Raw genomic sequence first — 25,482 nt, 5'->3', positions numbered from 1 at the left:
CTTTGCTCATTCGGTTCATTACTTATGTAACTAACCATACAACCAACGTTAACTCATGTCAAACCTAAATAGGTAATGCCTGTCCGATACCGCAGGACATCGTGTTTCCGCCAAGCGTTAACGGCTGATGTCGCCCTTGGCGGCAAAAGCTCATTCCGCGGTGAAACACACTCCTCTTATAAGATTGAAATTTAAAGCAAAAAAAGAAGCTGCCTCTGAGAGGTCATTGACCTCCGGAGACTGCTTCTTTTCTTGCTTTATGCAGCAAATCGTATAACGAGATTGCCGGCTTCTCTGCTCATTACTGTTCTGCTTGAATACTATTCATCCAACCGAGCAGCTCCCCGCTTACCTGATCCAGCTGTTCCTGCGGGGTAATTCGAGCGGGCTTATCGCCTTTTTGAACGCCATAGGAACCGAATTGCCCATGGTTACCGCCGTCAATAGTGACGTACTGCGTTTGGCTAGGCATGAACCGCTTCCCTTTGCCCCAATCCTCCCAGCTCAGAACACCATCGTTTGAGGCTGTCATTTGCAAAACGGGAAACTTGGCGTCAGCCAGGCTGCCAGCCTCGTCCGCATAGGCCGCGAAATAAAAAACACCGTCGATTTGATTCAAATGTTCCACGGCGTACCGCGATGCAAACACGCCGCCGAGCGAATGCCCGCCTATGACATAACGATCTTCTGGATGCTCAGCGATGAAAGCGTCTGCTTTGTTCTGGCCTGTAAAAGCTAGATTAAGCGGCATGCTGGCGATATATACGCGGTGGCCAGCTTCAGCCAGCTTGCGGGCCACAGGTGCATAGCTTTTTGGATCAACCAAGCCTCCAGGATAAAGGATAACATTAGGCTGAATGATCGCCTTTTCGCCTTCGGCCGGCTCAAAGCGGTAACCGGCTTGACCTATGCTTACGGTGACCTGCTTATCGCTTTTCATAGCGGCTTTCGCTTCTGCAGTCGGCGGATACACCATAATCTGATAGACGATGGCAAGCGTTAATAATAGTACCAGCAGGATGGCTGCCGACCAAATAAGCACTTTTATTTTGCGGGCCAACTTCGGTTTTGGCAAAGCCTGTGAATTCTGACTCATCTCTTGCACTCCCTTTATCCCAGCATACTCATTAGCAGCTGTTGCGATTTCAAAGCTTCCTTCGCATCGACAGCCGGGCTATTATCATGAATTATACACTGCATGAAATGTTGAACGGCATCCTCGAAGCCGCGCTGCTTTAGAATCGTCTGCCACGATGGCGGAAGCGTCTTGGCTATCCGATCATCCCGTTCCACCTCAAGCAGGCTCATATTTTTGACGCGTATGATCTCCCCTGCATTGACAATCTCAAGCTGCTCCAAACTCGTTCCGGCATGCCTATGCATCGCTGTCGATAACGTGAAGCCGGCTGCTGCGTCAAAATGATGCTGCGTATGCAGCAGATGATTACGCTCGTTCACTTTAACGATACCGACTGGTGCGCCGATCTCCCCATCCGCCAGCCATCGTGCCGTATCCACCACATGCAGATAATCGTCCAGCATCGTAAATGCCGCGACATGCGGGCCCACCGCATCCGTCCGATGCTTCTCCATCCGAACCCAAGCCGTATCCCGCATTCTTTGTTTGGCTTCTATGTACAGAGGTACAAAACGGCGGTTGAAGCCTACCATCAGCTTCCTTCCCAGGCTCACGCTTAACTCCGCAAGCTGTTCTGCCTGCTCCAAAGTAGCCGCCAGCGGCTTGTCCACGTAAACATCTTTGCCCCGCTTGAGCAGCATGGACACGACCTTGTAATGAGATTCCGTTGCGCTGTGCACAAAAACCGCTTCACAGCTGCCCGCAAGCTCCGTCAAGCTTGCATGAGCATTTGTACAAATTTGATATCCGCTGGCGCGAACTCATAATTCATCAGTTGATTCACCTGCACCCATTCGTATTGGTCATGATCCGCCAGCCTAATCTCTCCTGCGGTATGCTTGGCTTGATAAGCGATTAATTGAATATGGACCGCGTCATAAAAATGATCATTTTGTCCGAAAAATGCTCCAATCGCGATTTCAATTCCCATTTCTTCCATTAGCTCTCTACGAAGACATGCCTCAGGCGACTCGCCCTCCTCCAGCTTGCCTCCAGGAAATTCCCACAGGCCTCCTTGGGATTTTTCAGGCTTGCGCCTAGCAATCAGCAATAGCCCTTCCTCATTTTCGATAACGGCTGCCGCTACTCGTATCATTCAAACACACATCCTCCACTATACACTGATTTACACCCGTTTGCTTGCTGCGAAGCCTTGTGAATAGGTTTCTATCATACGTTATAAGCAGATATTATCGCAAAATACATGTACAATTACGCATGCAAACTGGGCTGCTATATAACGCATTTCAGATTATAACTTAACAAGCAATTGACCATTGGTTTACCGAGGGTGCTTATTCAGTCGATTCATAAAGGATGTGATATGAAGACTGATTAGATAGTACTTGCGGAAAAAGACATGATGGATAACGTCACACTTCAACGATTTCAATATATGAAATAACGGTAAAATGTGGCGTTAAATTCAAGGATAATTAAAATTAAACAATTTAGCAGTAAAAAATGGTGTTATATCTGATTGTGAGCTTGTATATGCACTAAACGGGAGGAATAGCGCCTAAAATTACCGTTATTTGGTTTGGACAATCAATATGAGAGAGATTAACGCCATATTTTACCGGTATTTGTATATTCATTAGCCAATTTGAAGCGATATAAAAGAATTCGAGAAGAAGGAACGATGGAGAGGTTTGGAACTGTAGGAGCGACAGCGTTCGCCTTTGTCTCCCTATTTCTACCGCAAGCAGCGGTATGATCAAACCCTCTCATTTTCGCAATACTTACATAAAAACACCCCATCCATGCTGGAAATTTGGTACACTAATAGCAAATTTGTATTGATAAGGATGATGACCATGTCCGATCATAATGACCGCGACGATCTTTCTGATCGCCGCCGTAACAAGCTGAAAGTGCTTCGTTTTGATAATAACGGCAAGGATTTGGTAGAATCCGAGAAGCCGGAAGAAACATTCGCTGATGTTGGCGGACTTGAAGACGTTAAGAAAAAAATCCGCATGAACTTTATTTTACCGCTGAAGCAGCCTGAGCTCTTTGCAGCCTACGGAAAGGAAGCGGGCGGAAGCTTATTGCTTTATGGACCCCCCGGCTGCGGTAAAACCTTTCTCGCCCGGGCAGTTGCCGGAGAAATCGATGCGAACTTCATGCATATTGAGCTGCAAGCGATTCTTGGCATGTACGTCGGGCAAAGCGAGAACAATTTGCATGATATATTCGAAAAGGCCCGTGAGAATAAGCCTTGTGTTATTTTTATTGATGAGCTCGATGCAATGGGCGGCAGCCGTAATCAAATGCGTCAGCATCATGACCGCATACTCGTCAACCAGCTTCTTATGGAGCTTGACGGGCTTCGCACGTTTAATGATCAAGTGTTTGTCATTGGCGCAACGAATACGCCTTGGTACCTCGACTCGGCGCTGCGCAGGCCCGGGCGGTTTAATCATATGATCTTTGTACCGCCGCCGGAGGAATCGGAGCGCGCAACGATTTTACAGCTAAAGCTGGCAGGAAAACCGCTCTCACCGCTCGATTTAAGCAAAATAGCGAAGGAAACGAAGCATTTTTCGGGTGCGGATTTAGAGCAAATCGTGAAGGATGCCGTTGAAGGCGCGCTGGAGCGAACGCTTGAAACCGGTGAAATTCAGCCTATCTCGCAGGATGACCTGAAGAAAGCGTCTAAGCATCGGAAAGCGACGACGCTTGATTGGTTCGCCACTGCCAAGAACTACGCTACTTTCAGCGACGTTAACCAAGATTACCAAATCGTTCTGGACTATATGAAGCAAAACGGATTGAAATAATTACTTTATAGCGAGGAAGCCACCGTCATGTATGAATTAGATGAAGAGCTGCAAAGTAGACGCTACCAGGAAATTCAGAAGCTAATCGAATGGAAAAAATTAAATGAGGCAAGGAAAGCGGCTGTGTCGCTCATCCAAGATACGCCAGAGGATCCTTATGCCTACGCTCTGCTCGGAAGGATTGCTCTCTATCAAGATGAATATGAGCAGGCGCTTCACTGGGTAAGCGAATCGCTTCGGCATGATCCGGAAAATGAGCTGGCATGGTTCGTTCAATGCAATACGTATTATACGATGGAGAAGTGGAAGGCCGCGCTCGAATCCATAGCCGAGGCGCAGCGGATTGATCCCTATGAGCCTCATTATTTTTTCCTGCTCGCTAATATTTACAATAAGACAAGCAAATACGAGGAGGCTCGGGACTTACTGCTGAAGGCGCTTGAAATATCGCCCGAAAATGCCCTGTATCTCGCTAATTTAAGCTATAACGAAGCGGTGATTCGCAACTTTTCAGAATCAAAAATGCTTGCTAACAAGGCATTGCGCCTGGAGGTAGAATCCGAGCTTGTTTATTTGTACCTTGCCTGGTCCGCCGAGAGACGGAATGACTATGATGACTATCTGCTCATGCTGAAAAACGCAATCCGTCTCGATCCCGACGACAAGCAAATTCGCAAAGAATATATGGAGGGTCTGCAGAAAACGTATAAAGTGTACAAGTTTCTGCTGTTTCCGAGCAACCTCATGAAAAAAATGAAGCCGTGGCAAATTCTTCTCGGCTGGATTACGCTTTGGATAATATTTCGGCCGCTCGTGATCATTTTTCTTATTCTCTATTACGCCACCTACTGGATCACCCGCTTGCTGGTGCATGTCAAACTATTCGGCTGGAATTTTCGCAGATAAACATGAGCACTTATCGCCCAGCTATAAACGAACAGACGCCCTGCAACTGAAAAACACCGCTCGCGCTTCGGACAAACGTTCGAAGCGGAGCGGTGTTTCTTATTTACAAGAGCCCGGGTTATAAATCCTGCTTCACATTAACGCAAGCGAATACTAAGGATTTCAAAGGGCTTAAAGCTCAGCTGTACACACCCGTCCTGAATGTCCAGCTTATATAGTTCCTCTTCCAATAAATTAACGACTACCGCTTCCCTCGCGGCCTGCGGCAGCAGCAGCGTAACCTGCTCACGTCCTCCTGCAGATTCATATAAACGTAAAATCGATCCTTCGCCCCGCTCGGCCGCCTTGATCGTATCCAGTATGACATGCCTGCTCTCAAATGGCATCAGCTCCAGCCGTGAAGGCAGCAAGTTGGCTTGGATTTGCTGATCTGCTTCAGCCGCGGCGCCCGCTTGGCTTTCCTTTACGCGTACCGGATGATTAAGCTCCATGGCGCTTCTTGCGACATGGGCGCTGCGCCAATCCTGCTCGTGCGGATATAGGGAATACGTAAATTCATGCTCGCCTTGGTCTGCGGTTACATCCGGCCATCTCGGAGCGCGCAATAAAGAGAGCCTAATCGTGCTATCTTTAATGTCATAGCCGTATTTGCAATCATTCACAATGTTATAGTTGTCTGTCAGCGTTGGAAAAGTACGATGTCCGTCTGATTGAAGTGTCGATTTCTCAGCTATATGTTCAGTTACAAACGCTTCTACCGTTTCCTTTTTCATGTTATCAATGACTTCCATTTTTACGAACAACGGATGACCTTTCTTATTTTTGGAAAGGGCAACAAACACCTGATTTTTATCGGTGCCGCGTCCACGCACATAAAATTGCCTATATCTAGAGTCGTTTTGAAGTTAGGACGGCCTGCCGCATGCAGAACCCGCTGAACGCGATCACTTGCTTGTACGCTGAACCCATGATTCTCAATTGTCGTGTAATCCCATATTGTGCGGCATAATCAGCAATGATTCGGCTGCCTTTTACAATGAGCGGCAGAACGGGCTGGCCTAATTCATTAACAATACCTCCAGGCGGCACTATTTGCTCCGGTGAATAGAAGTCGCCGGCATAGCATTCCGGATTGGCCGACTTGATGTTTCCGCCAAGTCTATTATCGATAATAATGTTCGGCTGCAGCTTGCGAATCATCTGAATTAATCGCTGGCCTTCCAACGTTCACCCGTCATATCATCGTATGAGAAATCGAACCACATAACGTCAATTTCACCATACTGGGTTAGCAATTCATGAACTTGACCGTGCATATAGGCCACATAACGATCGAATTCAAACGTCTTATCGCGGAAACCCTCATGATCCCGCATCGGGTGTATCCGATCGCCGAATGCCGGGTAATGCTCATGATACCAATCAATAATAGAGTAATAGAATCCAATCTTAATGCCCTCTGCCCGGAACGCGTCGACGTATTCGCGCACTAGATCTCTGCCTGCCTGCGTATTCGTTGCCTTATATTCTGTTAATTGACTATCGAATAAACAGAAACCATCGTGATGCTTGGTTGTAAGCACCGCATACTTGTGGCCGGCTGCTTTGGCAATCTGCGCCCATTCCTTCGGGTCGTCAATCTTCTTCCGGAGCTTCAATAACAAACCATGTCACACTTTTCGGTGCAATGGATAACTGTACCTGAATCCGGTAATTTCGGTCCAGCCCATACATACGAAACTTCCCATCCTTCTCCCGGATCATAGCTGTTGTGCTTAATCCCGTATAATACAGCGGCAGCTCCAGCGTCCGCTGAATTTCCTTATCCAGCGGATTATAAACAAATGCCATTCCCTTCTGCTTCAGCATAGGATTAACGTGCAGTATACAATCTGCATCCCGTCCGCTCGGCCTGCGCACATGGATAATATCCGATTCCAATATATCGCGGTACCGTTTGTAGAAATCCACCCATTTGCGAACGACCTGCTTTGTTTCCTCCGTATCATACAACCGGAATCCGCGGTAACTGGCCTGTACGCCTGCCGTGAAATTGTTCATTAAGTGGGTGTCATATGTGTCCAGGTGCTCGCCGAGCGGCTCCAAAGTCGACTCCGGCCCTCCCCCGTGGTATTCCGTTAACGGGACGAACATCCACCCCATACTCGGCGCTTTCTCCCAAGTACCGTCGTAAATATTTTGTCGCGAGAGAATAACCTGACGGTCTCGCGGCAGCGCAAAGTTGACTTCCCGGTAACCCATTCCCGCTTTATTGGAACCGGCAAGGAAGTACCAATCCGGCACATTCAAGTATATGCCTTGACCTCTGCACCATTTATAGAAATCAGATATCCGCTTCCACTGCTTCCACTGGGAATCCTGCCGCCCATGATGCCCCGGATGATCGGTCGAATCGCATATATCGCCCGGGTACGACCCGTCATGTTCCAATAGATCAAAGCCTGTTTTCTCAAAAAAGGACTTCAGTTTTCTGAAATAGTCCTGTCCCCAGCGGCTTTCCAAACAAGGAGAATGGACATAATAGGCGCCATTCGGATTGACTATATCGTGTTCGGGACCGATCGTGCGGCTGGCAAGCAGTGAATAACCGCCGATGGCGATTCCTTTGCTGTGAGCGTAATCCGCCAATTCTTTCAGTGCAGCAATATAAGCCGGATTCTCTTCTTCCATATCCAATTCGCTGCCAAACGATAATATAACCATTTCGAAACCGACCTCTGCGCATTGATCGACCGCTTCGCGAATAACAGCCGGATCCATGCTGCGGACATGCATAAATATCGGGTTTTCTGTGATCCAGGGCGCGATTGTGCGGTACATCTTCCGCTGTGCAAGCCCTTTTCTTTCCCTGTCTGTGCTGTCGTGGACAAGTACAAACGTGCGGAACGTTTCAAACATTTCCCCGGGATCAATGCCTATATCGGGCCCTATCGGGGGGCGGCTCTCCAGCAGAGCCGGAGTTAAACTATCATAGTTGATTTGGGTCTTGTAATCCGGATCCGGCACCCAATAAGTTGTCCGGTTCGCTTTCTTCTGCGCCATTCCTTGAAAGGAATAGTCGCTTTCGACATGAAGGTTTGGGAACTCCCAACGGTCTGGAGTCTCCACAGGGGAATCCCATTCCACTACCGCGAGCAGCTCGCTTGTGAACGATTCCAGCTTCACTTGGCTGCCGCCGTTGTTATGAATTTGCAGCCACTTGGAGAGCAGCGGTATGCCGTCATACAGCTCATAATGAACGGTAACGGATATGCCCTTTGCGGATTCCGAGGCGGATTCATAATGAAATATTAAGGAAACACCCGGCGCGGGCCATGGACTGTTCGCCGAATCGTTGTTCTTCTTCCACGGGAAACGTTCTTTGGTCAAGCCCGTTTCGAAGCCGGTGCAAAGGAATGCCTTCGGATCTGAAGTGAGCGAATCCACCCATTCCGGCCGCAAATAAGCATAATCCGGCTGTCCTGCAAGACCGCCCACAGAAATATCCTCTCCGGAGAAACGCACCGTCGCTTCCGGTTTTACGCCGCGAATAATGGTTTCATCGGTCATTAAATTATGGAAAGCCACCGTCGCTGCATTAGGCGATAATCGCCAGGTTCTGCTGATTAATCCGTTCGTCATCACGATTTCATCGTCATGTTCGCCGCGGTAAATGCCGGATTTATAAGGTTCCGGATTAACCAGCCAATCCGGATTCATCGATGGACTCGCTTGAAGCTGCATACTTGGAAGCTCGTTAATTTGTTTTTTTCGCATAATGGCCTGTTCCTCTCCTCTTTAGCATAAATCGACAGTAAAATGGTCCAGCACAAGCATTCCTTTGGAATCATCGTTCTTAACGATTGCAAAATAATGATCTTGCCCGTGTCCCGCCGTAAATTCCGCTGCAAAGCGATGCAATCCTTTGTTCAAAGCTGTATTCATTAATTCAGCTGGCATTCCGCCATCTCCTGCTCTTACAACTGCCGAGTACTGACCATCAAGATCGGCTTTGTAATCGAACGAGATCCGGTACTTCTGATTCGGTTCAAACTGCACCGTGGACGGTAATGTTCGGAACAATTCACCGGACTTCTCATCCATTGTTTTCATCGACCAATCGCCGCCGATCGTATCGTTCGTACAGCCGGCATGCCGCTGCGATAGATGGGTTCTCCCTATTCTGCCGTTTGAACTGACGAACGGGCCCCATCCTTCATCCACATGTTCGAAGTCCTCATAGAAATAATGGCCGTTTCCGCGATCCTGCAAGATGGAACCATCTATTTCCCTCACCCGTATATCGTCAAAGTGGACGAAAGAGTCCTCGTCGCCCGTTCCGGCTTTCAGGCAAAGGACAGGACTACGATCACCTGAGTCAGGCATCGTAAAGATCAAACGGAGCCTCTGATAATACGTCCCCCGCTTATCCGAGTCGATGTCCCAATTGACGACTGCAGTTCGGTCAATTTCCTTTATCACGTCTGGTCCGCCATAATGAGTAACGCAGATTGCCGCTTGTCTGCCTGCAGATACTTGAACCCATACGGAGGCTGAGTACGTTTTTCCGAATTCCAATCCCGACATAGCCTGCGACACCAGAGCGTCAGCTCCGCCGTTCCCGGAAATGTGCAAATACGTTTGTCCGTAACTTGTGTTCCGGATCGTAATATGATCCGTATCCGCCGCCGTCGATGATTTCCGCCAATATGCAAACCCGTGGCTATCAAACCCCATGTCCCGGACGGGACTGCCTTCTCCCCAATTCATCGCAATCAGAGGCGGTGCTTCCGCAAGGTAGATGACGTAAGGTGTCAGGGCCTCGGCGTTTACGGTAACCGTACCGGCTGCAATCGGCAGGTCATCGACAAACACCCGCCCTAAGTCCGTCAACCTGTACAGTTTCACAGTGGTCACTGCTTTCCTGTTCCCTGATTCATCCTCCGCCAGCCGCCCTTGCCAACTCTCCGGCAATGTCCACGTGCTCTCGCCCCCTGCCGGATTCCAGTGGTAAATCTTGACCTCTTCCTGCGGATTCCATGGGATAAAGACGGTGTCGCCCGATGCAATCTTTATGCCGTTTCTGTATATGACGTTTTCGCCGTCCTCCAATCCGGATGTAACGTTTCCCTCCAGGATGACCTCAGTGTCCGTCCATTTCTTTACCGGGAAATGCATTAAATAACGGTAAGGAAGCTGCTTCGTAAAAAAGGATCCGATGGCGTCTGTAATATCCCGCTCCTTCTGCCAACCCATAAAGCCGTTATCGATCGCTCGGGTATATCCGCCCTTTAACAAAGGATGAACTTCGTATGCATCCTTTTCCGTATGATGAATAAATCTGGAAATCATGCTGTCTCCGGTGCTGTCATGCGTCCATACTGCATGCTGATCCAGCATATCCGCTTCTTCCGTCCAAATGGTCCAGCCATTCCCATGAAGTTTTTTCGCCAGCCTGTATGCCGCCCAATGCTCATCCCGATACGTATCCACATAGATAAAACTGAGGTTCGGAACTTTCTCCTTCAGCTCATCTAACCGGAGATCAAACCCGCCGGACATGATGTCCTTCTCCCTGTCGATATAATAGGATTGATCCAACCATCTCCAACCCTGCGTAGTCGTAATAATGGAATTCGAGTACGCCTTAGCTTCCGGGTACGCCTCGCTGTGATTGATGTGGACGCCGATGGCGGCATGATACTCGAGAGCGCGGTCTACAAGAAGATTCAAGTCGGTTAAACCGCCCGCTCTGGCATTGAAGCTGCTGCCGTAATCGGGGTGACCGCTGTCATGGCCTTCGGATTGATATCCTTTAAGTTCAATCATTTGTCCGAAGCCGTCCGAGTACAGGTAAAACTTCTTCACATTATCCAATATCCGCAGAAACGGATACTGAGCCATGCTGGCAAAATTCATGACGATATGGGCGTAGCTGTTCCGGAGCATGTCTGCCCCGGGGATTGAGGTCCTCGTTTCCCTCAACGCGATCGCTCCGTCCTGCCAATCTACGATGCCGTCTCCATTACGGTCCGGCGTAATCATAACCTTTGACCAAGGCTCATCGATCACTTCGCCGCTTGGTCCCCGATAAGTCCAATAGCTGTTCCAAATACCCGTTTCCATATAGTCGTCCTTATGAACCGTTTGAACATTTACCCGTCTTCGGTTCAGCAGAACATTATTAAGAACGGACGCTGCCAATTCATTCGTGTTTAAGATAGCAATGGAATAATGGACGTGAACCGGGGTTTCTTCTTGTTCGGAAACAAAGAAAAAATGATCGCCTTTAATGCCTTCGGCGCAAGCGGCATACGCACCCTCCTGTACGCTCCGCACGGATACGAGGCTGTGGCGGGGGAACTCGATCGTAATCACTTGAAACTCCCCGGATTCCCTGATGTCCGTGATACTCATCTCCAGTACAGAATCGTTTACCTCGAAGGTCACTTTCATCTCGACTTGAATCTCAGGAAAGGATAGCTGGTAGATCGCTTTGTTTCCAAACCGTTTGAAACTAACATCCGGCTCATAGAGATCTCCATTGATATCCACATAGGCAAGCCGCTTTTCTTGACCATACAATAATGCGCCTGTTTCTCTCCACCGATACTCCACCACTCTCGGAAATGAGGAATCAACCAGCACTTCCAGTCGTTCGGACTTAATGAGCTGCTGATCCGCAACGGCAATCGGCGCTTCTCCTTCCGAAATTGCCGCAAAACCGTACCTGTTAGAGTCAGATACCGGTTTTTCCTTTATCGCACTTATCCGGCAAAATCCTTCACCTTGCTCCCGATCTTCCGAAGCCCACGCCCGAAAGCCCGTTCGTCCCGGCTCCGGTTTCATTTGGGGAATATGTCCGAGATACACTTGGTAACCGTCCATCCATACCACTAGTACCGAGCCGACATAACGGAGCTTCACCCGGTATGCTTTCCCCTCATAAAGCGGATCCGCTTTAAAAAGGACACCTTTTTCTCCGCTGGGAAGCGACCAAATCCATGTGCTTTTTCCGAAAGGATCCATCGGCGTGTCGCAACCAATGAACACCCATGAGTCTGGAGAAACATACCGAATCACCGCGCCGATTTTCCCAGTCGGATTCAGCGGAGTGAGCGTAAACTCCAATTCTCCATCCGCCGCTTCCGGACTGTTCCCATTCACGAACAGCGTGTCGGAACCATTCGCTTTCAGCTCAATAGCTTCTTCCTCCGCCTTCCAATGTCCGCTGCCCTTAACGACATTCCAACCGTAGTGCAGATCGATCATGTTTGTTCCCTCCATGTTAATCGATTCGGATGACAAGTGAAGCGCCGCGCTCTATCGTAATCTTCTGCGCAAAAGTAAACAGACCGTCATTACAGGTCATATCACAATCCTCGCCATTTACGGTGACACCATCAACCGTTCGGGCACGTAAAAACGGCAAGTGTAAATGTTGAAGGGGAAGATTTCCATACTCCACACGCAGAACCGCTTCCCCGCCATGAACCGAGAATGTTCCCCAGCCCGAATCCAGAGACCAGAACGTCTGATAAGAATCCGTCCATTCAATGGGGTTAAAGCCTAGTAAACCTTTCGTAAGATCATATTCAAACCCGCTGAAAGCAAGCAGCAGCGAATAGCTGGCCATCGAACGCGCATAGTGGCTTCCGCATTCCATTTCATTCCACGGGTTACGCTTCTCTCCGTCGTAACGGTCACGAATGGAACGGACAATGTCGAGTCCCTCGCGGACAAGCCCTTCCTGAATCATGTGCGCAGCTGCTTGATATTCAAATCCATGCATCGTTTCGGATGCATAAGTTAACGGAACGACTGGTTTCCGGGCACTATCCGGCCATACGCAGATCATGGCGCCCCCTTCATCATTGAGACTGTATAGGCGCCATGGATTCACTTCATTCCGCATACTGTTTTTGAAATTGTATTTATAAATGGAAGACAATGCTTTTTTCGTTTGTTCGCGATCAAATATTTCGCCCAGTCCGCATAAATTGGCATGCCACTGCGCGATCACTTGGTCAATTCCGCAGCCGTCTTGCATTTGATATTTGATTTCCTTCGCTTCATCGTTCCAGTAGTTTGTCATTCCGTACCTCTCAAGCAGCGCATGGTCCTTCAAATCCACCTGCTGTCCATAATACTCCCCGTTGAACAAGTGCTTGTCTGTCCATCGTTTTCCTTTTCGGTACAGATCCATGTATGAGGCGGCCGTATCAGGTTCGCCCAAATGATGAGCCATCTCTGCGCCCGCCTTCAGTGCCGCCAAGTAAAATCCGTTTAGCCAAGCGTTTGGCCCCACCAGTTCCATATCCAGCGTATGGTGTTGTCTGCCTTCAATAACCCCGTCGCGGTCCGCATCCCACTTATCCGCGTTCGTGTCTGCCCAAGCATATTCAATCGATTTCTTGATGGCAATCCAATGGGATCGAAGCCACTGTGTATCCCCGGAAATTTTCCAATCACGGTACGCTTTAATGACACCGCCGAACTGGCCGTCTACACAAGCGTGGGGAAATGACCACAATTCTCTGCCGACAGGCGTCGCCAAGCGGAATGACATGCGTCCGTCTTCACATTGGTTATACGTGAAATCCAGATCGCGCATCGAACGTTCCAGCTTTGGAAACAGAAACGGCAGCGCATAGGCATAGTTCCATACATGCGTACAGGATCCGGGACAGCTGCCTTCATTCCATATGCATCCCTCATACCCGTAGAACGAACCGTCGCTGAGACGCAAACATGTCGGCGATTTCAGCGTGGCTAAATTTGCAGCAACCGCATCCATCGCCTCAGGCGGTAAACTCGAAGAGAACAGCGCATTTTTGAACGCCGCTGTCTCGCTGTACAAGCGCTCCCACTGATTCAGTGCATAAACCGCACTTTCCTCTGAATTCCCGAACATGGAGGCATAATAATTTTTCCAGGCGCGCTCCGCCGTATGTTGACAGGAAGTTCGATTGCAATCGCACACTTCAGGCCATATAAAATCCGAGTTTGGATAATTCCAAGTAATGACGAACCTAACCGATTTTCTCTCGCCAGGTTTTAACTGGACATGAGCGGCCAATGAGCCATAATTATCACATTTCGCCGGCTCATAGACCCGGTTCTTAAACCGGCCTGGTGACGCAAAGTCTTTCCAATATACTTCCAATCCGTCCACCCATCCGCCGCGATACCAATACTGCTGGTAGCTCGCCTCCTCCGCATCCGTTGCCATCGTCATGTCCCCATACCGGACATCGCCTTCCCTCAATTCCTCTGATCCAAGCTTGATCGAATGAATGTTGTCTGCATAGTTGTAGCTGTGAACGTTCTTGTCTTCTTTTTGAGGATTTTTCATAGCCAAGTTGATTGTATACGTGATGTCCCGGTTCGATGTATTACACACTTCTATAGTGAAAAAGGCCCCTGGAATACTTGAATCGCGGTCGTTTAAAGGGATAAACGGGTTGAATGCCCGCATCGTCACGTCACCCGGAAACTGTTCGTCCTTGAAAGTCATCTCCGCAAAAGGAAACTCCCCCGTAAACACCGTATCCTTAAAGTGGGGCATTCCGGCCAATGTCGTTTCGAGCGGTCCAAATCCGTATCCTATGTTTCTCTTAACCTGCTGATTATGATGACCCATATAGGAAGGCTGCAAATCACCTTGCAATATTCGCGCATCGAGCACCTGTCCATCCGACTCAGCCTTCACAGCGAAATGCGTGTATCCATTATCACTGCGCTTATGAGGACGATTAAAGATTTCCCAATCGATGAGCCTCCCGTTTCCGGAGAGCCCGATACAGCCTGTTCCGATTCCTCCAAGCGGAAACGATATTTCTTTTGTTTTAGCTCCTTGAAACATGAATCTGCTCACTATAGCACCGGCTTCCTCCATCATTTTTGCTAAAAAAAGCATGGAACGGACATCTGCTTGTGATGTCCGTTCCATGCAAGATGTTCTGGCATTTATTTATTTATTTATTTTGATCATACAGCTGCTCGGCTTCCTGCATCACTTTATCACCGCCCATTTTCTTCCACTCTTCAACATATTTATCAAACTCGCTTAAAGGTTTGCGTCCCGTAATAAAATCGATATAATTTTGCAAAGTAAATTGAGTAAGTCTGTCTTGATACTCGTTTAATACCGGTTTCTGATAGGCGCTCAAAATATCATAAATTTGCGTACCTTTCGCTCTAGTGTCTTTTGCCAATTGGCGCAACGATTTATCGGATGTATAAGAAGTTTGGAAATCATAATCGTTAAACGATCCCGCCATCGAATATCCGCCGGCGATGCCAAGCTTATCTTTTTCTTTTTGGTCATCGTATGGCTTGATGTGCTCCACAATACCTTTGTCATTCAAATTCCAATGTGTTCCTTTGACGCCGAAGTTTAATAACTCATAAATTTCCGGATCAAACTGGGTCGCTTCGAAAATTTGTAAATATTTAGCCAATTTATCTTGATCTTTCTCCAATTGCTTCCCGAACATGAGACCCGTACCCGATCCGGCCGGACTTTGCGAAATACCAAACTTGCCTTCGGGGCCTTTCACTCCTCCGGTGGTCAACCAGTTGAAATCAGCATTGTCCTTATGAAGCTTATCGTACCAAGTTTCTCCTCCGAGGAAAGCGCTGCCCGGTATGAATACCCACCAATAAAATTCTCCCGCGCCGGCTTTGCCCGTCAGCATTTTATCTTCAAAATTGTTGCCTTTATTAACGACGAATTCCGGATCGATCAACTCGTTCTTGTACCAACGGTTCAACACTTCCAATGCCTGTTTCGCGCCCGGTTCAATTTCACCGCGAACGACTTTGCCTTCTTTTTCACGGAAAATACCGGGGAAAGCGTCATAGGCGCCGAACACGGAACTGAACATTCCGGAAAGCGACTCCGCAGTTCCAGTTATACCATACGTATCCTTCTTGCCGTTACCGTCCGGATCATCGTTCCGGAATTTCGTTAAAGCGGCTTCCATCTCTTCAATCGTTTCCGGTATTTTGGCAATGCCTGCTTTATTCAGCCAATCTTGGCGAAAGCCGAGCTGCAAACCGTCGATGCCCAGATCCCAAACTCCTGGAAGGCCATAAATTTTCCCGTCTCGCTTCACATATTTGAACGGATCGTCTTTATCGATAAATCTCTTAATCCATTCCATATATTTCGGCATATATTTCTCAATGAGTTCCTGCGGAATTTCTGCGGCAACGCCTTGTTGAATGTACTTCTCATACTCGGCCGGTTTCGGTTCCTTCATCCAATCGGGAATGTCGCCGGATGCGATCATCAAGTTCAGCTTTTCCTGATAAGAATCGCCTGTGGTTGGAACAAACTCGACATCTACTCCGAATTTCTCTTTCACTGCAGTTACACCTGGTGAATCTGACTTAACTCTTTCCGGATAATACGACCAAAATGTCAATTTAGGCGTTTCCTTTACATCCGTATCAGATGCGGATGCGTCTGAGGTTGACGGCGTGTTTGACGCGTTGTTAGAGGCGGATGAATCGTTTTTCTGATTGCTGCATCCCGCAAGGACAGCTGTGAACATCGTTAGGCAAATAACTCCTAAAATAAGTACCTTGTTCCCTTTCACCTTAACCAGCCCCTTCTTATCATATGAGTATCCATTCTATTAGAAGGATCATCCCAAATGGATTGAAATTATCCTTTAACAGCGCCAATCATTACGCCTTTGACAAAATATTTCTGGATAAACGGATATATAATGAGCATCGGAATAATGGAGAACATAATGATGGTCGACTGCAGCTGCCTGCCTGAAAATTCCGATTGGTTCGACATTTTTTGCATAAGCAGCGTTAAGTCTGTTGTATTGTTCTCGATAATGATTTTACGCAGCACCACCTGCAGCACTTGATGATCCGGATCGGAAATATAGATCATGCTGTCGAACCAAGCATTCCAGTGGCCTACTCCCACCCATAAGGCAATCGTAGCTAGGGCTGGCTTGGATAACGGAAGCACAATTTGCGTGAAAATCCGGGCGTAACCGGCACCGTCCACCCGGGCCGACTCTTCCAATTCTTCCGGAATCGATCGAAAAAAGTTGCGGAGAATCAAGATGTTAAATGCGCTGATCATACCCGGAATTACCAACGCCCATACGGTGTTGTACATGCCGAGCTCACGGATTAACAGATAAGACGGAATTAATCCCCCGCCAAACAGCATCGTAAACAAGATGATGCCGGTAAATATGCGGTTGCAGGGCAAATCCTTCTTGGCAAGAGGATAAGCGGTTAGAGCGGTAAAAATAAGAGATAATACCACACCTAATACCGTCCGGATGATGGTGTTCCCATACCCGTTCCATAGCGCTTCATATTTAAAAGCAAGCGCGTAACTTCCGAATGATATCTCTTTGGGAAACAGAACCAGTCCTGAAGAATACGCCGTACTTGCCGCCCCCGCCCCATCCAATGAAATGACCACTTGCGTCCAAAATGGATATAACGTGACCAGCATGATGGCAGCCATCAGGAGATACAATATGGCATCGATGATTTTGTCTCCCGGGGATTTTTTCACATTAACCATATAGGCTTCCTCCCATTTCCCGAAAATCTACCACAATGCGTGATCTTTTTGTCCCATCAATTTGACCAAGCGGTTTACCGCAAAGATGAGGATGAGCGCTACCAGCGATTTGAATAATCCGATCGCCGTAGCCGTACTGTAATTCATTTCCACCAACCCTTGTCGGTACACATAGGTGTCTATGATATCCGCAACGCTGTATACTTGTGTGTTATACATGTTAAATATTTGATCGAAACCGGCATCCAGCACGCCGGCCATAGATAAGATGAGCATAATGGAAATGACCGGCATCAGCATCGGTATAGAGATGTAGAACATCCGTTTAAATCTTCCCGCCCCATCAATAACGGCTGCTTCGTATAATTGGGGGTCAATACTTGCGATGGCCGCGAAATAGATAATCGAGCCCCATCCGAACCCTTGAAAAATACTTGTAAGAACAAGAACCGTACGGAAGTACCGGTCATCGGCCAAGTATAATACCGGATCGCCGCCAAATAATTTTACAATTGTATTTACCGGACCTTCTAAGGAGAAGATCGTGAAAAAGATACCGCCGAGCACAACCCATGAAATAAAATGCGGCAAATACGAAACGGTTTGTACCAGCTTCTTAAACTTTGCGTTCATAATTTCACTTAGCAGCAGCGCGAACAAAATGGGCACCGGAAAGCCGAAAATTAGTTTATAAAAACTGATAATGATGGTGTTCTTCAAAACATTAAAAAAGTACGGATCCGAAAATATGTCTTCAAAATGTTTGAAACCAGCCCAAGGGCTGCCTACAATCCCTTCAAGAATTCTGAAATCCTTAAAAGCCAGTACCACACCATACATCGGGGCATAGTGAAATATTAAGTAGAATAGCATACCGGGAATCAACATCACGTATAAAACCCTGTACCGCTTCCACTTTTTTCGCTCTTCCTTTACCACGGCCTGTTGTAATTGTCTGGTGGTAACGCTTTCACTCAATGCTGTTCCCTCCTTCCGGTTGTCATACTCTTGTTGTCCTTCTTGTAAATAAACTATACCATGGGCTGAAATGAAGGTAATTATCAGATATCTTCGATTTGTTTCAATTTTCTTCGCAATTCATTTTCCTTTTTTTCGTTTCCGGCATAAAAAAACCTCCCAGTCGACAGTGTTGAGTTCATCCTGGCATGAACCCTATTTTTCACTGTTTACCATGAGAGGATAATCGTTTCAGCTTATAAACGATGCGCACTTCAAGCTCGTTGATCGACTTTCTGTCTAGTCTCCTGCCGCAAGATGGTCCAAACAAGTTTTCGGCGTCCGTCCTGCGACCAACTGCCCACCCGAAACGTAACCTTCTTCGCGTTCCTCCAGCTCTTGGACGACCCGATCCCGCCATACCGCTACCCGCGCCGAAGCGTCTGCATCGCAAACGGCATTGATCAGCTCCTGCGGGTCGGTACGCAGATCGAAGAACTGCTCCTCGCCAGTCTGGGAAAACCAGATGTATTTCTCTTTCCCGTCCGTCACATAATGGTGGGACCGCGCTCCATATACATGCTCGCCATGGATATACGACCGCCACTCCGTTTGCTCCTTCCGGCATAACGGCAGCACGCTTGCACCTTCTACAGTAGCGGGAATCGGCGCACAGGCAGCGTCCAGCAGCGTCGGCATAATATCGCGAAGCTCGACGACATTATCAACGCGGCTGCCATTTGCGAAGCCGAACCTTCCGCTTGGGTCATAAAGAAGGAAAGGAACCTTCGCGCTTCCCTCATAAGGGAGCGACTTGCGGAAAGCGTGATGGTCGCCCATCAGCTCGCCGTGATCGGACGTGAACAATATTAACGTATCGTTTAAAACGCCGTACTCCTGCAGCGCGTTAATCAGCCTGCCGATCTGTTCGTCCAGATGCGTGATCAGCCCGTAATAGGCGGCGCGCGCCCGATCGAGCCTGCGCTTAGGTATGCGGCCGAAAATCGTCGTTGGATCGTGCGCGCCTTCAAGAGCCGCCGTTTCATCTACCCAATCGCCGACGGGCGGCTCCGGCATGTCAAGATCCTTGTACATATCGAAGTATGCCTGCGGCGGGTCAAGCGGCGAATGAGGCCGGACGAATGACGACCACAGAAAGAACGGCTTGCCCGGATCGCGCCGCCGGAGGAAATCGATCGACTCGGAGGCGCACCAATTCGTCGGATGCATATACTCCGGCAAATGCCAGGGACGGGAAACGGTCGATGCGTTGCAGTCGAGTCCGTTGTCCATCATATCGAGCGAAGCCCCCCCAACACGTCGCAGCCACTGTAAATAATCGTCGACCTGATCAAAATGGCCGTCGACCGGGTTATCGTGTTTATTCCGGTTATGGTGCAAATAGCCGTCATGCAGCACAACATTGTGAAAACCGCATAAATTTCGTGCAGGATAAACGTGCATCTTCCCGACGCACTGTGTGTGGTAGCCGGCTTTCGCCAGCTCGCCCGCAATCGTATGCTCGTAGTTCCATGGTACTTTGTCCTGGTAACCGACCCGGCCGTGAGACCGTTGGCTCATGCCGGTCATGATCGCGGCGCGTGCCGGAATGCAGGTCGGCGTCGCCGAGTAGGCATTCGTAAACGTCACGCCCTTCCCGACGAGTGCATCCAAGTTCGGTGTTTCTACGATCGGATGGCCGAGCGCGCTCAAGCAATCCCAGCGCATCTGATCGACCGTGATCAACAGCAAATTCGGTTTGTTCATCGTACAGCTTCCTCCTTTGTTATTAGAACAAGCAGCAATTCTATGTGAAAAAGGCAGCCAACTCCTATTTGGCAATGCGGGGTATCGCGATCTTCATTATTGTACCCTTTCCGATTTGGCTGCTGATTTCGACTCCGTATTCAGACCCGAATTTCAACTGGATCCGCTCATTCACATTTTTCAAACCATATCCGGAGCTTTGAGACGTTAACAACTCTCCAATCATACCCTCAGGAATGCCTGCCCCGTCATCCTCCACTGTAAACTGAATGGTGTCTTCCCCCAGCGCGGCAGTGATCCTCAGCTGTCCTCTATCCGGTTCTTTTTTCTCGATGCCATGTTTAATCGCATTTTCAACCAAGGGCTGCAATATTAAATTGATCACCCGGTACGAGTATACCCGTTCATCGATCTCATAAATGACGTCAAAACTGTAATCTTTCATGATTTGAACAATTTCCAAGTAAGATTCGATATTTTCCAGTTCATCCCGAACCGCAATAATTTGATCCCCTTTATTCAGCGCAGTCCGATAAAATTTGGACAAGGAGGTAACGACATGGCTGATTTCATGCTCATCGCTTCTTAACGCCTTCCAATTGATAAAGGATAACGTATTATAGAGAAAATGAGGACTGATTTGCGCCTGCAGCGCGCGCAGCTCCGCTTCTTTCTGAACAATTTTATTGGCGTACACTTCTTGAATGAGATTGTTCAGGCGCTTCAGCATATTCCCGAAACGAACGGTCAGATCCCCGATTTCGTCTGTGGATGACGTTTGAATTTGCAAATTAAGCTCGCCTTGCTCCACGCGTTTCATCCATGTGATCAAGATGTGAATCCGCTTTATCATCGTATTGGATAAGAGCAAAATGATACCGAGCAGGATTAGCATACAAAGGCCAATAACAATCAGCGTCGCCTTAATTATATTGCCGGCGTCAGGGGAAACCTGGCTCACCGGCACATAGGTGTACATGGTCCATTTGGCTTGCGGAATGTCATTCTTGATCACAAGCATCCTCTGGCCGCCGATAAGGGAGGTGCCTCCAACGGACTTAATAATGTCCTGCTCTTTGATATTGGCCATACCTAACAGGCCTTCTACTTGTTTTTTATTCGAATAAATCACTTCGCCGGCCGTGTCCGCCACAATAATCCCTAAATTGCGCGTTAACTGACTGATTGTTGTGAAAAATTGGTCGTAGACAATATTTATATATAGCACGTTGTTTTTCCCGTTTACCATTAAACTTGGAAATGGGCTTGCCAAGTAGACTTGGCCGGAATCCCGTCCCCAAACCGGCGCCGAATTTTCAACAACTTCCTTGTACCAGGCTTCTTCGGCGATACGATTGGCGGAAATAATCGCTGTTCCGGATTCCGGCATATTCGTATCCGTATAAATCGAAAGCTGCACAATTTCTTTGTTTAATGCGACAATCATCTTGAATTGCTGGTATAAATATTGGTCCAAATCCCAACGCAAATTGACGTAGTCGAGATAGGGGGTACTGATAATCTTTTGAATGGAGCTATTGTATAAAATTATGTTGGCGGTATTCTTATATTGCTCCAACTTAAAATTCATATTTTGGGCAATCGTATCCGCGCTGCGTTCTAATGATTGTTCTGCTTGAACGCCAAGCAGTTGTTTGGACTGCAAATAATTATAGGAACCTAAAATAGCGATCGGAATAATAATGACCGCTAAATAGGAGAGAAATAGTTTCTGTTTTAACCGGATCCGGTTTAACCACCGATAAATGACCTTTTTCATACGCCCAGATCTTCCCTGAATTGAGTCGGCGTCTTGCCGTGATACGTTTTGAACAGCGAGCAGAAGTATGCGACATTGCTGTACCCTGTTTCCTCGCTGATGTCGGCCACTTTTTTATGCGTATTCGTCAGCAGTTGTTTTGCTTTTTCCATACGTGTCGAGGTAATAAACTTAATAATGCTTACACCCTTATGCTTCTTAAATAAATGGCTTAAATAATTGGGAGTTAAATAGACTCTTTCAGCAAGTTCTTCTACCGATAAATCCCGGCGGTAATCGCTTTCAATAAATTTGACGATGTCCTCAATCACCTTGCGCATCGAATCCGGCGTATGACTGCTTGACGATTCGCGGCTGTCGATCACTGAAATCATAAGTTTAATTAAATCGCTTAATTTATTGGTATTGTATATTAATTGCAAATAATTTTTGAAGCTTGTTGAGTCTCTCTTCGATGAAGCTTCGAATATGCTTTTTAATAATTCCATACAAATGTATTTCAAATAAATAGAAGAGATCTGCGTGCCGCCTTGCAAATACAGAAATAGACGTTCAAATAGCATCCGAACGGACGTAAAGTCTTTCCTCTCCACATCATTCCTGATTTCACCCAGCAATTCTTCGACATTTATCGAACGGTTGTCATCCAGGCGTGCGCTGCCGGTGAATAAGATAACGCCATGCTCATAGAAGAATTTACTTTCAAGTATGGATTCAAATTCACTGTAAGCTTCGCGTATTTGTCCTACATGATGAATCGGACCGCTAAATACCAAATACATGTCCCGGCTGTACTTTTCATTAAACCAGTTTACTATTACGGTGCCTAATGACTCCAGGTCGAATTTATTTTCTTCATCCAATACTTCCATAAAAATCAAACTTTGGCATTCGTTCAGGTTTACCGCGTCGAATGGTCTCCGAAGCAGATCAGCCAAGCATTGGTCGAAATCCGAATCGACAAGATCAAAAAATCGTTCCCGGGTATCCAATATGACCATACGTATCGGCTTCGTACCGGAAAACATATATACGGGAGCGGTTGGCTCAACAAATTCCTCTCCTCCGTTATCGTTCCCGCCATGAATCAATTGAGAAAAAATCTTCTGCTGCTCATAGCGAATCCCTTTCCCGTAAACTTCTTGAATCCTTTCCTGCTGCTCCTTGTCCTTCCGTTCCTGTTCACACATTTGGATAACTTGCGAGATCACTTTCAAAAACTCGCTCACTTGGACAGGTTTCAAAATATAGCGGACGGCCTTTAAATCGATCGCCCGCTGAGCATATTCAAACTCACCGTAGGCGCTCATAAAAATCACCTTGACCGGCAGTTTCAATTCCCTCGCCTTCTCGGCTAATTGAAGCCCGTCCATCCCTTTCATGCGGATATCGGTGAACAATATGTCGACCGGATTGCGCAGCATATACTCGAGCGCCTTCTCGCCGCTGTCCGATTCGAAAACTTCCAGATTCAGGTTGTATTTATCAATGAGGAATTTCACGCCTTCTCTTTCAAATTTCTCATCGTCGACAATGAGTATTTTGTACATGAAGTCACCTTTTTACTTTGAATTTTGAAAGAGATTTAACAGTCTATATTAGAATATCATAAATACTGAAAATATGAATCCTGCCGAGGCGGAGCGAATTCCTAATGTGCATTTTGAGCCGCTACCTCTGATAACTGCCAACAAGAGTGCCGAATAAGCCGACACTTGGTAACACGTTCTTTACTGAATAAGGAAAGATCTTATGAGAAAAGCGCCTTCATTAGCGTAGGCGCTTTTCTTTCAATAATTATATTCTTGTTAATGTTCGACTTCATGAATCTTATTATTTTTTTAGGTGCATTTTGAAACGTTATTTACTTTTATTTGGCTTCATCCCATAAACGCCGTACATTTTCCATTGCGATTAAGGAGGCCGACTTGCATTCTTCCATGCCTTCAAACTCTACCGTAATATTTCCGTCAAATCCGGATTGCTTAATGAGTTTAATGATTTTGCGTATTGGCAGATCACCGTGACCAACGATGGCCCCCCGCAAGTAATTTCCGTTAGCGGTTGTAAACCATTCACCGCCCCCGGGGTGCTCATCATATGGACGGAAATAAAAATCCTTGAAATGTATAAGCGATGCATATGACAGGTTTTTCATCACGCCGATGACTGGGTCCTCATCCACGCACATAAAATTGCCTATATCTAGAGTCGTTTTGAAGTTAGGACGGCCTACCGCATGCAGAACCCGCTGAACGCGATCACTTGCTTGTACGCTGAACCCATGATTCTCAATTGTCGTTGTAATCCCATATTGCGCGGCATAATCAGCAATGATTCGGCTGCCTTGTACAATGAGCGGCAAGCTGTCCTCAAACCATTTAATCGTCATTTGTTCAGGTTTTATCGTGAATGCAGTGACATCATGGCGCATATGCTTCACGCCGAGACGATTCACCATGTCAACGTGCTGCTTGACACGAGACATCTCGGCCTCAAAGGCTTGCTCCGTATGCTGTACAAAATTAGCAGGCATCGAATAATTCGATAAAGTTATGCCTACTTCCCGCGCTTTCTCTCTTACCTCGTCGGCTAACTGCGGATTGTCTACCAGGGTGTAACCATAAGGAACCATTTCCATATGCTCGCCGCCATGATCCGCAATCCACTGAATGACGTCCAAAATGGTCATCTCTTCAGCGTTAAGAGCCTTCAGCAGACTATAAGAGCTTAATCCTACTTTCACCTGTTCTCACCTCTTCTTTTGAATGAAGGAAGCATGCTATAGCATTTCAATCTCAATCACAGTGTCTAACGGGTCCGGCAATTCTCCACCGGGCAAGCTGATGAACGCCCCTGTATGCGTATCGGAGTATTGCTCTGCCATCCACGGCACTTCCACCTTGAGCTCACTGCCGTCAGCGAGCAGTGCTGCTCGTTTGATCTTTCCTTTGAGACCCTCCAGATATAAGGGACCAATCCCTCTATTCAGCACATGGGCATATAACAGCTTTCCATTCTGCGTGTACCTGCCCCATTCCGGCTTAGGCAAGTCGGACGCTCCGCAACCGTAAATGCTATTGCCGTTACGCCTTATCCATTCACCCGCTTCAGCTAAAATCGCAACGGATTGCTTAGGAATCTCCCCCTTAGCATCAGGCCCTACATTGAGCAATAAATTCCCGTTTTTACTGACACACTCTACTAATGCATGAATGACCTGTCTAGGAGATTTATAATTATGATCCCGTGAATGGTATCCCCAATTCTCATTCAGCGTTATACAGGCTTCCCAAGGAACGGGCTGGCCTAATTCATTAACAATACCTCCAGGCGGCACTATTTGCTCCGGTGAATAGAAGTCGCCGGCATAGCATTCCGGATTGGCCGACTTGATGTTTCCGCCAAGTCTATTATCGATAATAATGTTCGGCTGCAGCTTGCGAATCATCTGAATTAATTCGCTGGCCTTCCAACGTTCACCCGTCATATCATCGTATGAGAAATCGAACCACATAACGTCAATTTCACCATACTGGGTTAGCAATTCATGAACTTGACCGTGCATATAGGCCACATA

General features: G+C 47.5%; 17 protein-coding genes and 2 pseudogenes. 2 read left to right on the top strand and 17 right to left on the bottom strand.

Annotated elements, in window-relative coordinates:
* Window positions 1-301 precede the first annotated feature (301 nt).
* From RCO25_RS30530 to mutT, 3 genes are read right to left on the bottom strand one after another with little or no spacing between them, the layout of a single operon-like run.
* On the bottom strand, window positions 302-1,096 hold the full coding sequence (locus RCO25_RS30530) for an alpha/beta hydrolase (protein WP_308999854.1): 795 nt from the start codon (window positions 1,094-1,096) through the stop codon (window positions 302-304).
* 14 nt (window positions 1,097-1,110) lie between these two features.
* Window positions 1,111-1,818, bottom strand: a complete 708-nt coding sequence (locus RCO25_RS30525) for a Gfo/Idh/MocA family oxidoreductase (protein ID WP_308999853.1) — start codon at window positions 1,816-1,818, stop codon at window positions 1,111-1,113.
* A 32-nt stretch (window positions 1,819-1,850) separates the two neighbouring features.
* On the bottom strand, window positions 1,851-2,234 hold the full coding sequence (mutT, locus tag RCO25_RS30520; protein WP_308999852.1) for an 8-oxo-dGTP diphosphatase MutT: 384 nt from the start codon (window positions 2,232-2,234) through the stop codon (window positions 1,851-1,853).
* Between the two features lie 721 nt (window positions 2,235-2,955).
* On the opposite strand from mutT, the gene RCO25_RS30515 reads away from it, so the two are divergent.
* Both RCO25_RS30515 and RCO25_RS30510 read left to right on the top strand, forming a co-directional pair.
* Entirely contained in the window at window positions 2,956-3,921 is a 966-nt protein-coding gene (locus tag RCO25_RS30515) for an ATP-binding protein (protein ID WP_308999851.1), read from the top strand.
* A gap of 27 nt (window positions 3,922-3,948) precedes the next feature.
* Complete coding sequence (locus RCO25_RS30510; RefSeq protein ID WP_308999850.1) at window positions 3,949-4,827, top strand: tetratricopeptide repeat protein; 879 nt, start codon at window positions 3,949-3,951, stop codon at window positions 4,825-4,827.
* Window positions 4,828-4,964: 137 nt separating this feature from the next.
* On the opposite strand, the gene RCO25_RS30505 is transcribed toward RCO25_RS30510, so the two are convergent.
* The 14 genes and pseudogenes from RCO25_RS30505 to RCO25_RS30440 form a co-directional block, all read right to left on the bottom strand.
* The gene (locus tag RCO25_RS30505; protein WP_308999863.1) at window positions 4,965-5,669 is read right to left on the bottom strand and encodes a glycosyl hydrolase-related protein; all 705 of its coding nucleotides are present in this window, start codon (window positions 5,667-5,669) and stop codon (window positions 4,965-4,967) included.
* Between the two features lie 8 nt (window positions 5,670-5,677).
* Window positions 5,678-5,865, bottom strand: a pseudogene (locus tag RCO25_RS30500) (sugar phosphate isomerase/epimerase family protein); the annotation flags it as partial.
* Between the two features lie 9 nt (window positions 5,866-5,874).
* A pseudogene (locus RCO25_RS30495) lies at window positions 5,875-6,461 on the bottom strand (alpha-L-fucosidase); the annotation flags it as partial.
* Between the two features lies 1 nt (window position 6,462).
* Window positions 6,463-8,604 carry a hypothetical protein gene (locus tag RCO25_RS30490; protein WP_308999849.1) on the bottom strand — a complete coding sequence of 714 codons (2,142 nt, stop codon included), beginning with the start codon at window positions 8,602-8,604 and terminating at the stop codon, window positions 6,463-6,465.
* A 21-nt stretch (window positions 8,605-8,625) separates the two neighbouring features.
* Entirely contained in the window at window positions 8,626-12,099 is a 3,474-nt protein-coding gene (locus RCO25_RS30485; protein WP_308999848.1) for an endo-alpha-N-acetylgalactosaminidase family protein, read from the bottom strand.
* 16 nt (window positions 12,100-12,115) lie between these two features.
* Window positions 12,116-14,704, bottom strand: a complete 2,589-nt coding sequence (locus RCO25_RS30480; protein ID WP_308999847.1) for a GH116 family glycosyl-hydrolase — start codon at window positions 14,702-14,704, stop codon at window positions 12,116-12,118.
* A gap of 100 nt (window positions 14,705-14,804) precedes the next feature.
* Entirely contained in the window at window positions 14,805-16,433 is a 1,629-nt protein-coding gene (locus RCO25_RS30475) for an extracellular solute-binding protein (protein WP_308999846.1), read from the bottom strand.
* Between the two features lie 68 nt (window positions 16,434-16,501).
* A complete protein-coding gene (locus tag RCO25_RS30470; RefSeq protein ID WP_308999845.1) occupies window positions 16,502-17,398 on the bottom strand; it encodes a carbohydrate ABC transporter permease in 897 nt (298 codons plus the stop codon).
* Between the two features lie 27 nt (window positions 17,399-17,425).
* Window positions 17,426-18,376 (bottom strand): ABC transporter permease, encoded by a 951-nt coding sequence (locus RCO25_RS30465; protein WP_308999844.1) that lies wholly within the window; start codon window positions 18,374-18,376, stop codon window positions 17,426-17,428.
* 279 nt (window positions 18,377-18,655) lie between these two features.
* Entirely contained in the window at window positions 18,656-20,122 is a 1,467-nt protein-coding gene (locus tag RCO25_RS30460; protein ID WP_308999843.1) for an arylsulfatase, read from the bottom strand.
* A 64-nt stretch (window positions 20,123-20,186) separates the two neighbouring features.
* The gene (locus RCO25_RS30455; RefSeq protein ID WP_308999842.1) at window positions 20,187-21,902 is read right to left on the bottom strand and encodes a sensor histidine kinase; all 1,716 of its coding nucleotides are present in this window, start codon (window positions 21,900-21,902) and stop codon (window positions 20,187-20,189) included.
* Window positions 21,899-23,452, bottom strand: a complete 1,554-nt coding sequence (locus tag RCO25_RS30450) for a response regulator (RefSeq protein ID WP_308999841.1) — start codon at window positions 23,450-23,452, stop codon at window positions 21,899-21,901. The genes RCO25_RS30455 and RCO25_RS30450 overlap by 4 nt, the downstream gene beginning before the upstream one ends.
* Before the next feature lie 320 nt (window positions 23,453-23,772).
* Window positions 23,773-24,648, bottom strand: coding sequence for a sugar phosphate isomerase/epimerase family protein (locus tag RCO25_RS30445; protein WP_308999840.1), 876 nt, complete (start codon window positions 24,646-24,648; stop codon window positions 23,773-23,775).
* 36 nt (window positions 24,649-24,684) lie between these two features.
* The coding region (locus RCO25_RS30440) for an alpha-L-fucosidase (RefSeq protein ID WP_308999839.1) at window positions 24,685-25,482 on the bottom strand (798 nt) is incomplete at its 5' end.

Origin of the sequence: Paenibacillus sp. LHD-38, assembly GCF_031157315.1 — a bacterium.
Classification (GTDB): Bacteria; Bacillota; Bacilli; order Paenibacillales; family Paenibacillaceae; genus Pristimantibacillus.
The sequence above is the reverse complement of the archived record's forward strand: the minus strand, read 5'-3'. Positions and strand labels throughout refer to the sequence as shown.

Excerpts from the sequence above, each read along its gene's own strand:
- RCO25_RS30485 (WP_308999848.1), bottom strand. The coding sequence starts at position 12,099 with ATGATCGATCTGCACTACGGTTGGAATGTCGTTAAGGGCAGCGGACAT.
- RCO25_RS30470 (WP_308999845.1), bottom strand. The coding sequence starts at position 17,398 with ATGGTTAATGTGAAAAAATCCCCGGGAGACAAAATCATCGATGCCATA.
- RCO25_RS30450 (WP_308999841.1), bottom strand. The coding sequence starts at position 23,452 with ATGTACAAAATACTCATTGTCGACGATGAGAAATTTGAAAGAGAAGGC.
- RCO25_RS30490 (WP_308999849.1), bottom strand. The coding sequence starts at position 8,604 with ATGCGAAAAAAACAAATTAACGAGCTTCCAAGTATGCAGCTTCAAGCG.
- RCO25_RS30460 (WP_308999843.1), bottom strand. The coding sequence starts at position 20,122 with ATGAACAAACCGAATTTGCTGTTGATCACGGTCGATCAGATGCGCTGG.
- RCO25_RS30515 (WP_308999851.1), top strand. The coding sequence starts at position 2,956 with ATGTCCGATCATAATGACCGCGACGATCTTTCTGATCGCCGCCGTAAC.
- RCO25_RS30530 (WP_308999854.1), bottom strand. The coding sequence starts at position 1,096 with ATGAGTCAGAATTCACAGGCTTTGCCAAAACCGAAGTTGGCCCGCAAA.
- mutT (WP_308999852.1), bottom strand. The coding sequence starts at position 2,234 with ATGATACGAGTAGCGGCAGCCGTTATCGAAAATGAGGAAGGGCTATTG.
- RCO25_RS30510 (WP_308999850.1), top strand. The coding sequence starts at position 3,949 with ATGTATGAATTAGATGAAGAGCTGCAAAGTAGACGCTACCAGGAAATT.
- RCO25_RS30455 (WP_308999842.1), bottom strand. The coding sequence starts at position 21,902 with ATGAAAAAGGTCATTTATCGGTGGTTAAACCGGATCCGGTTAAAACAG.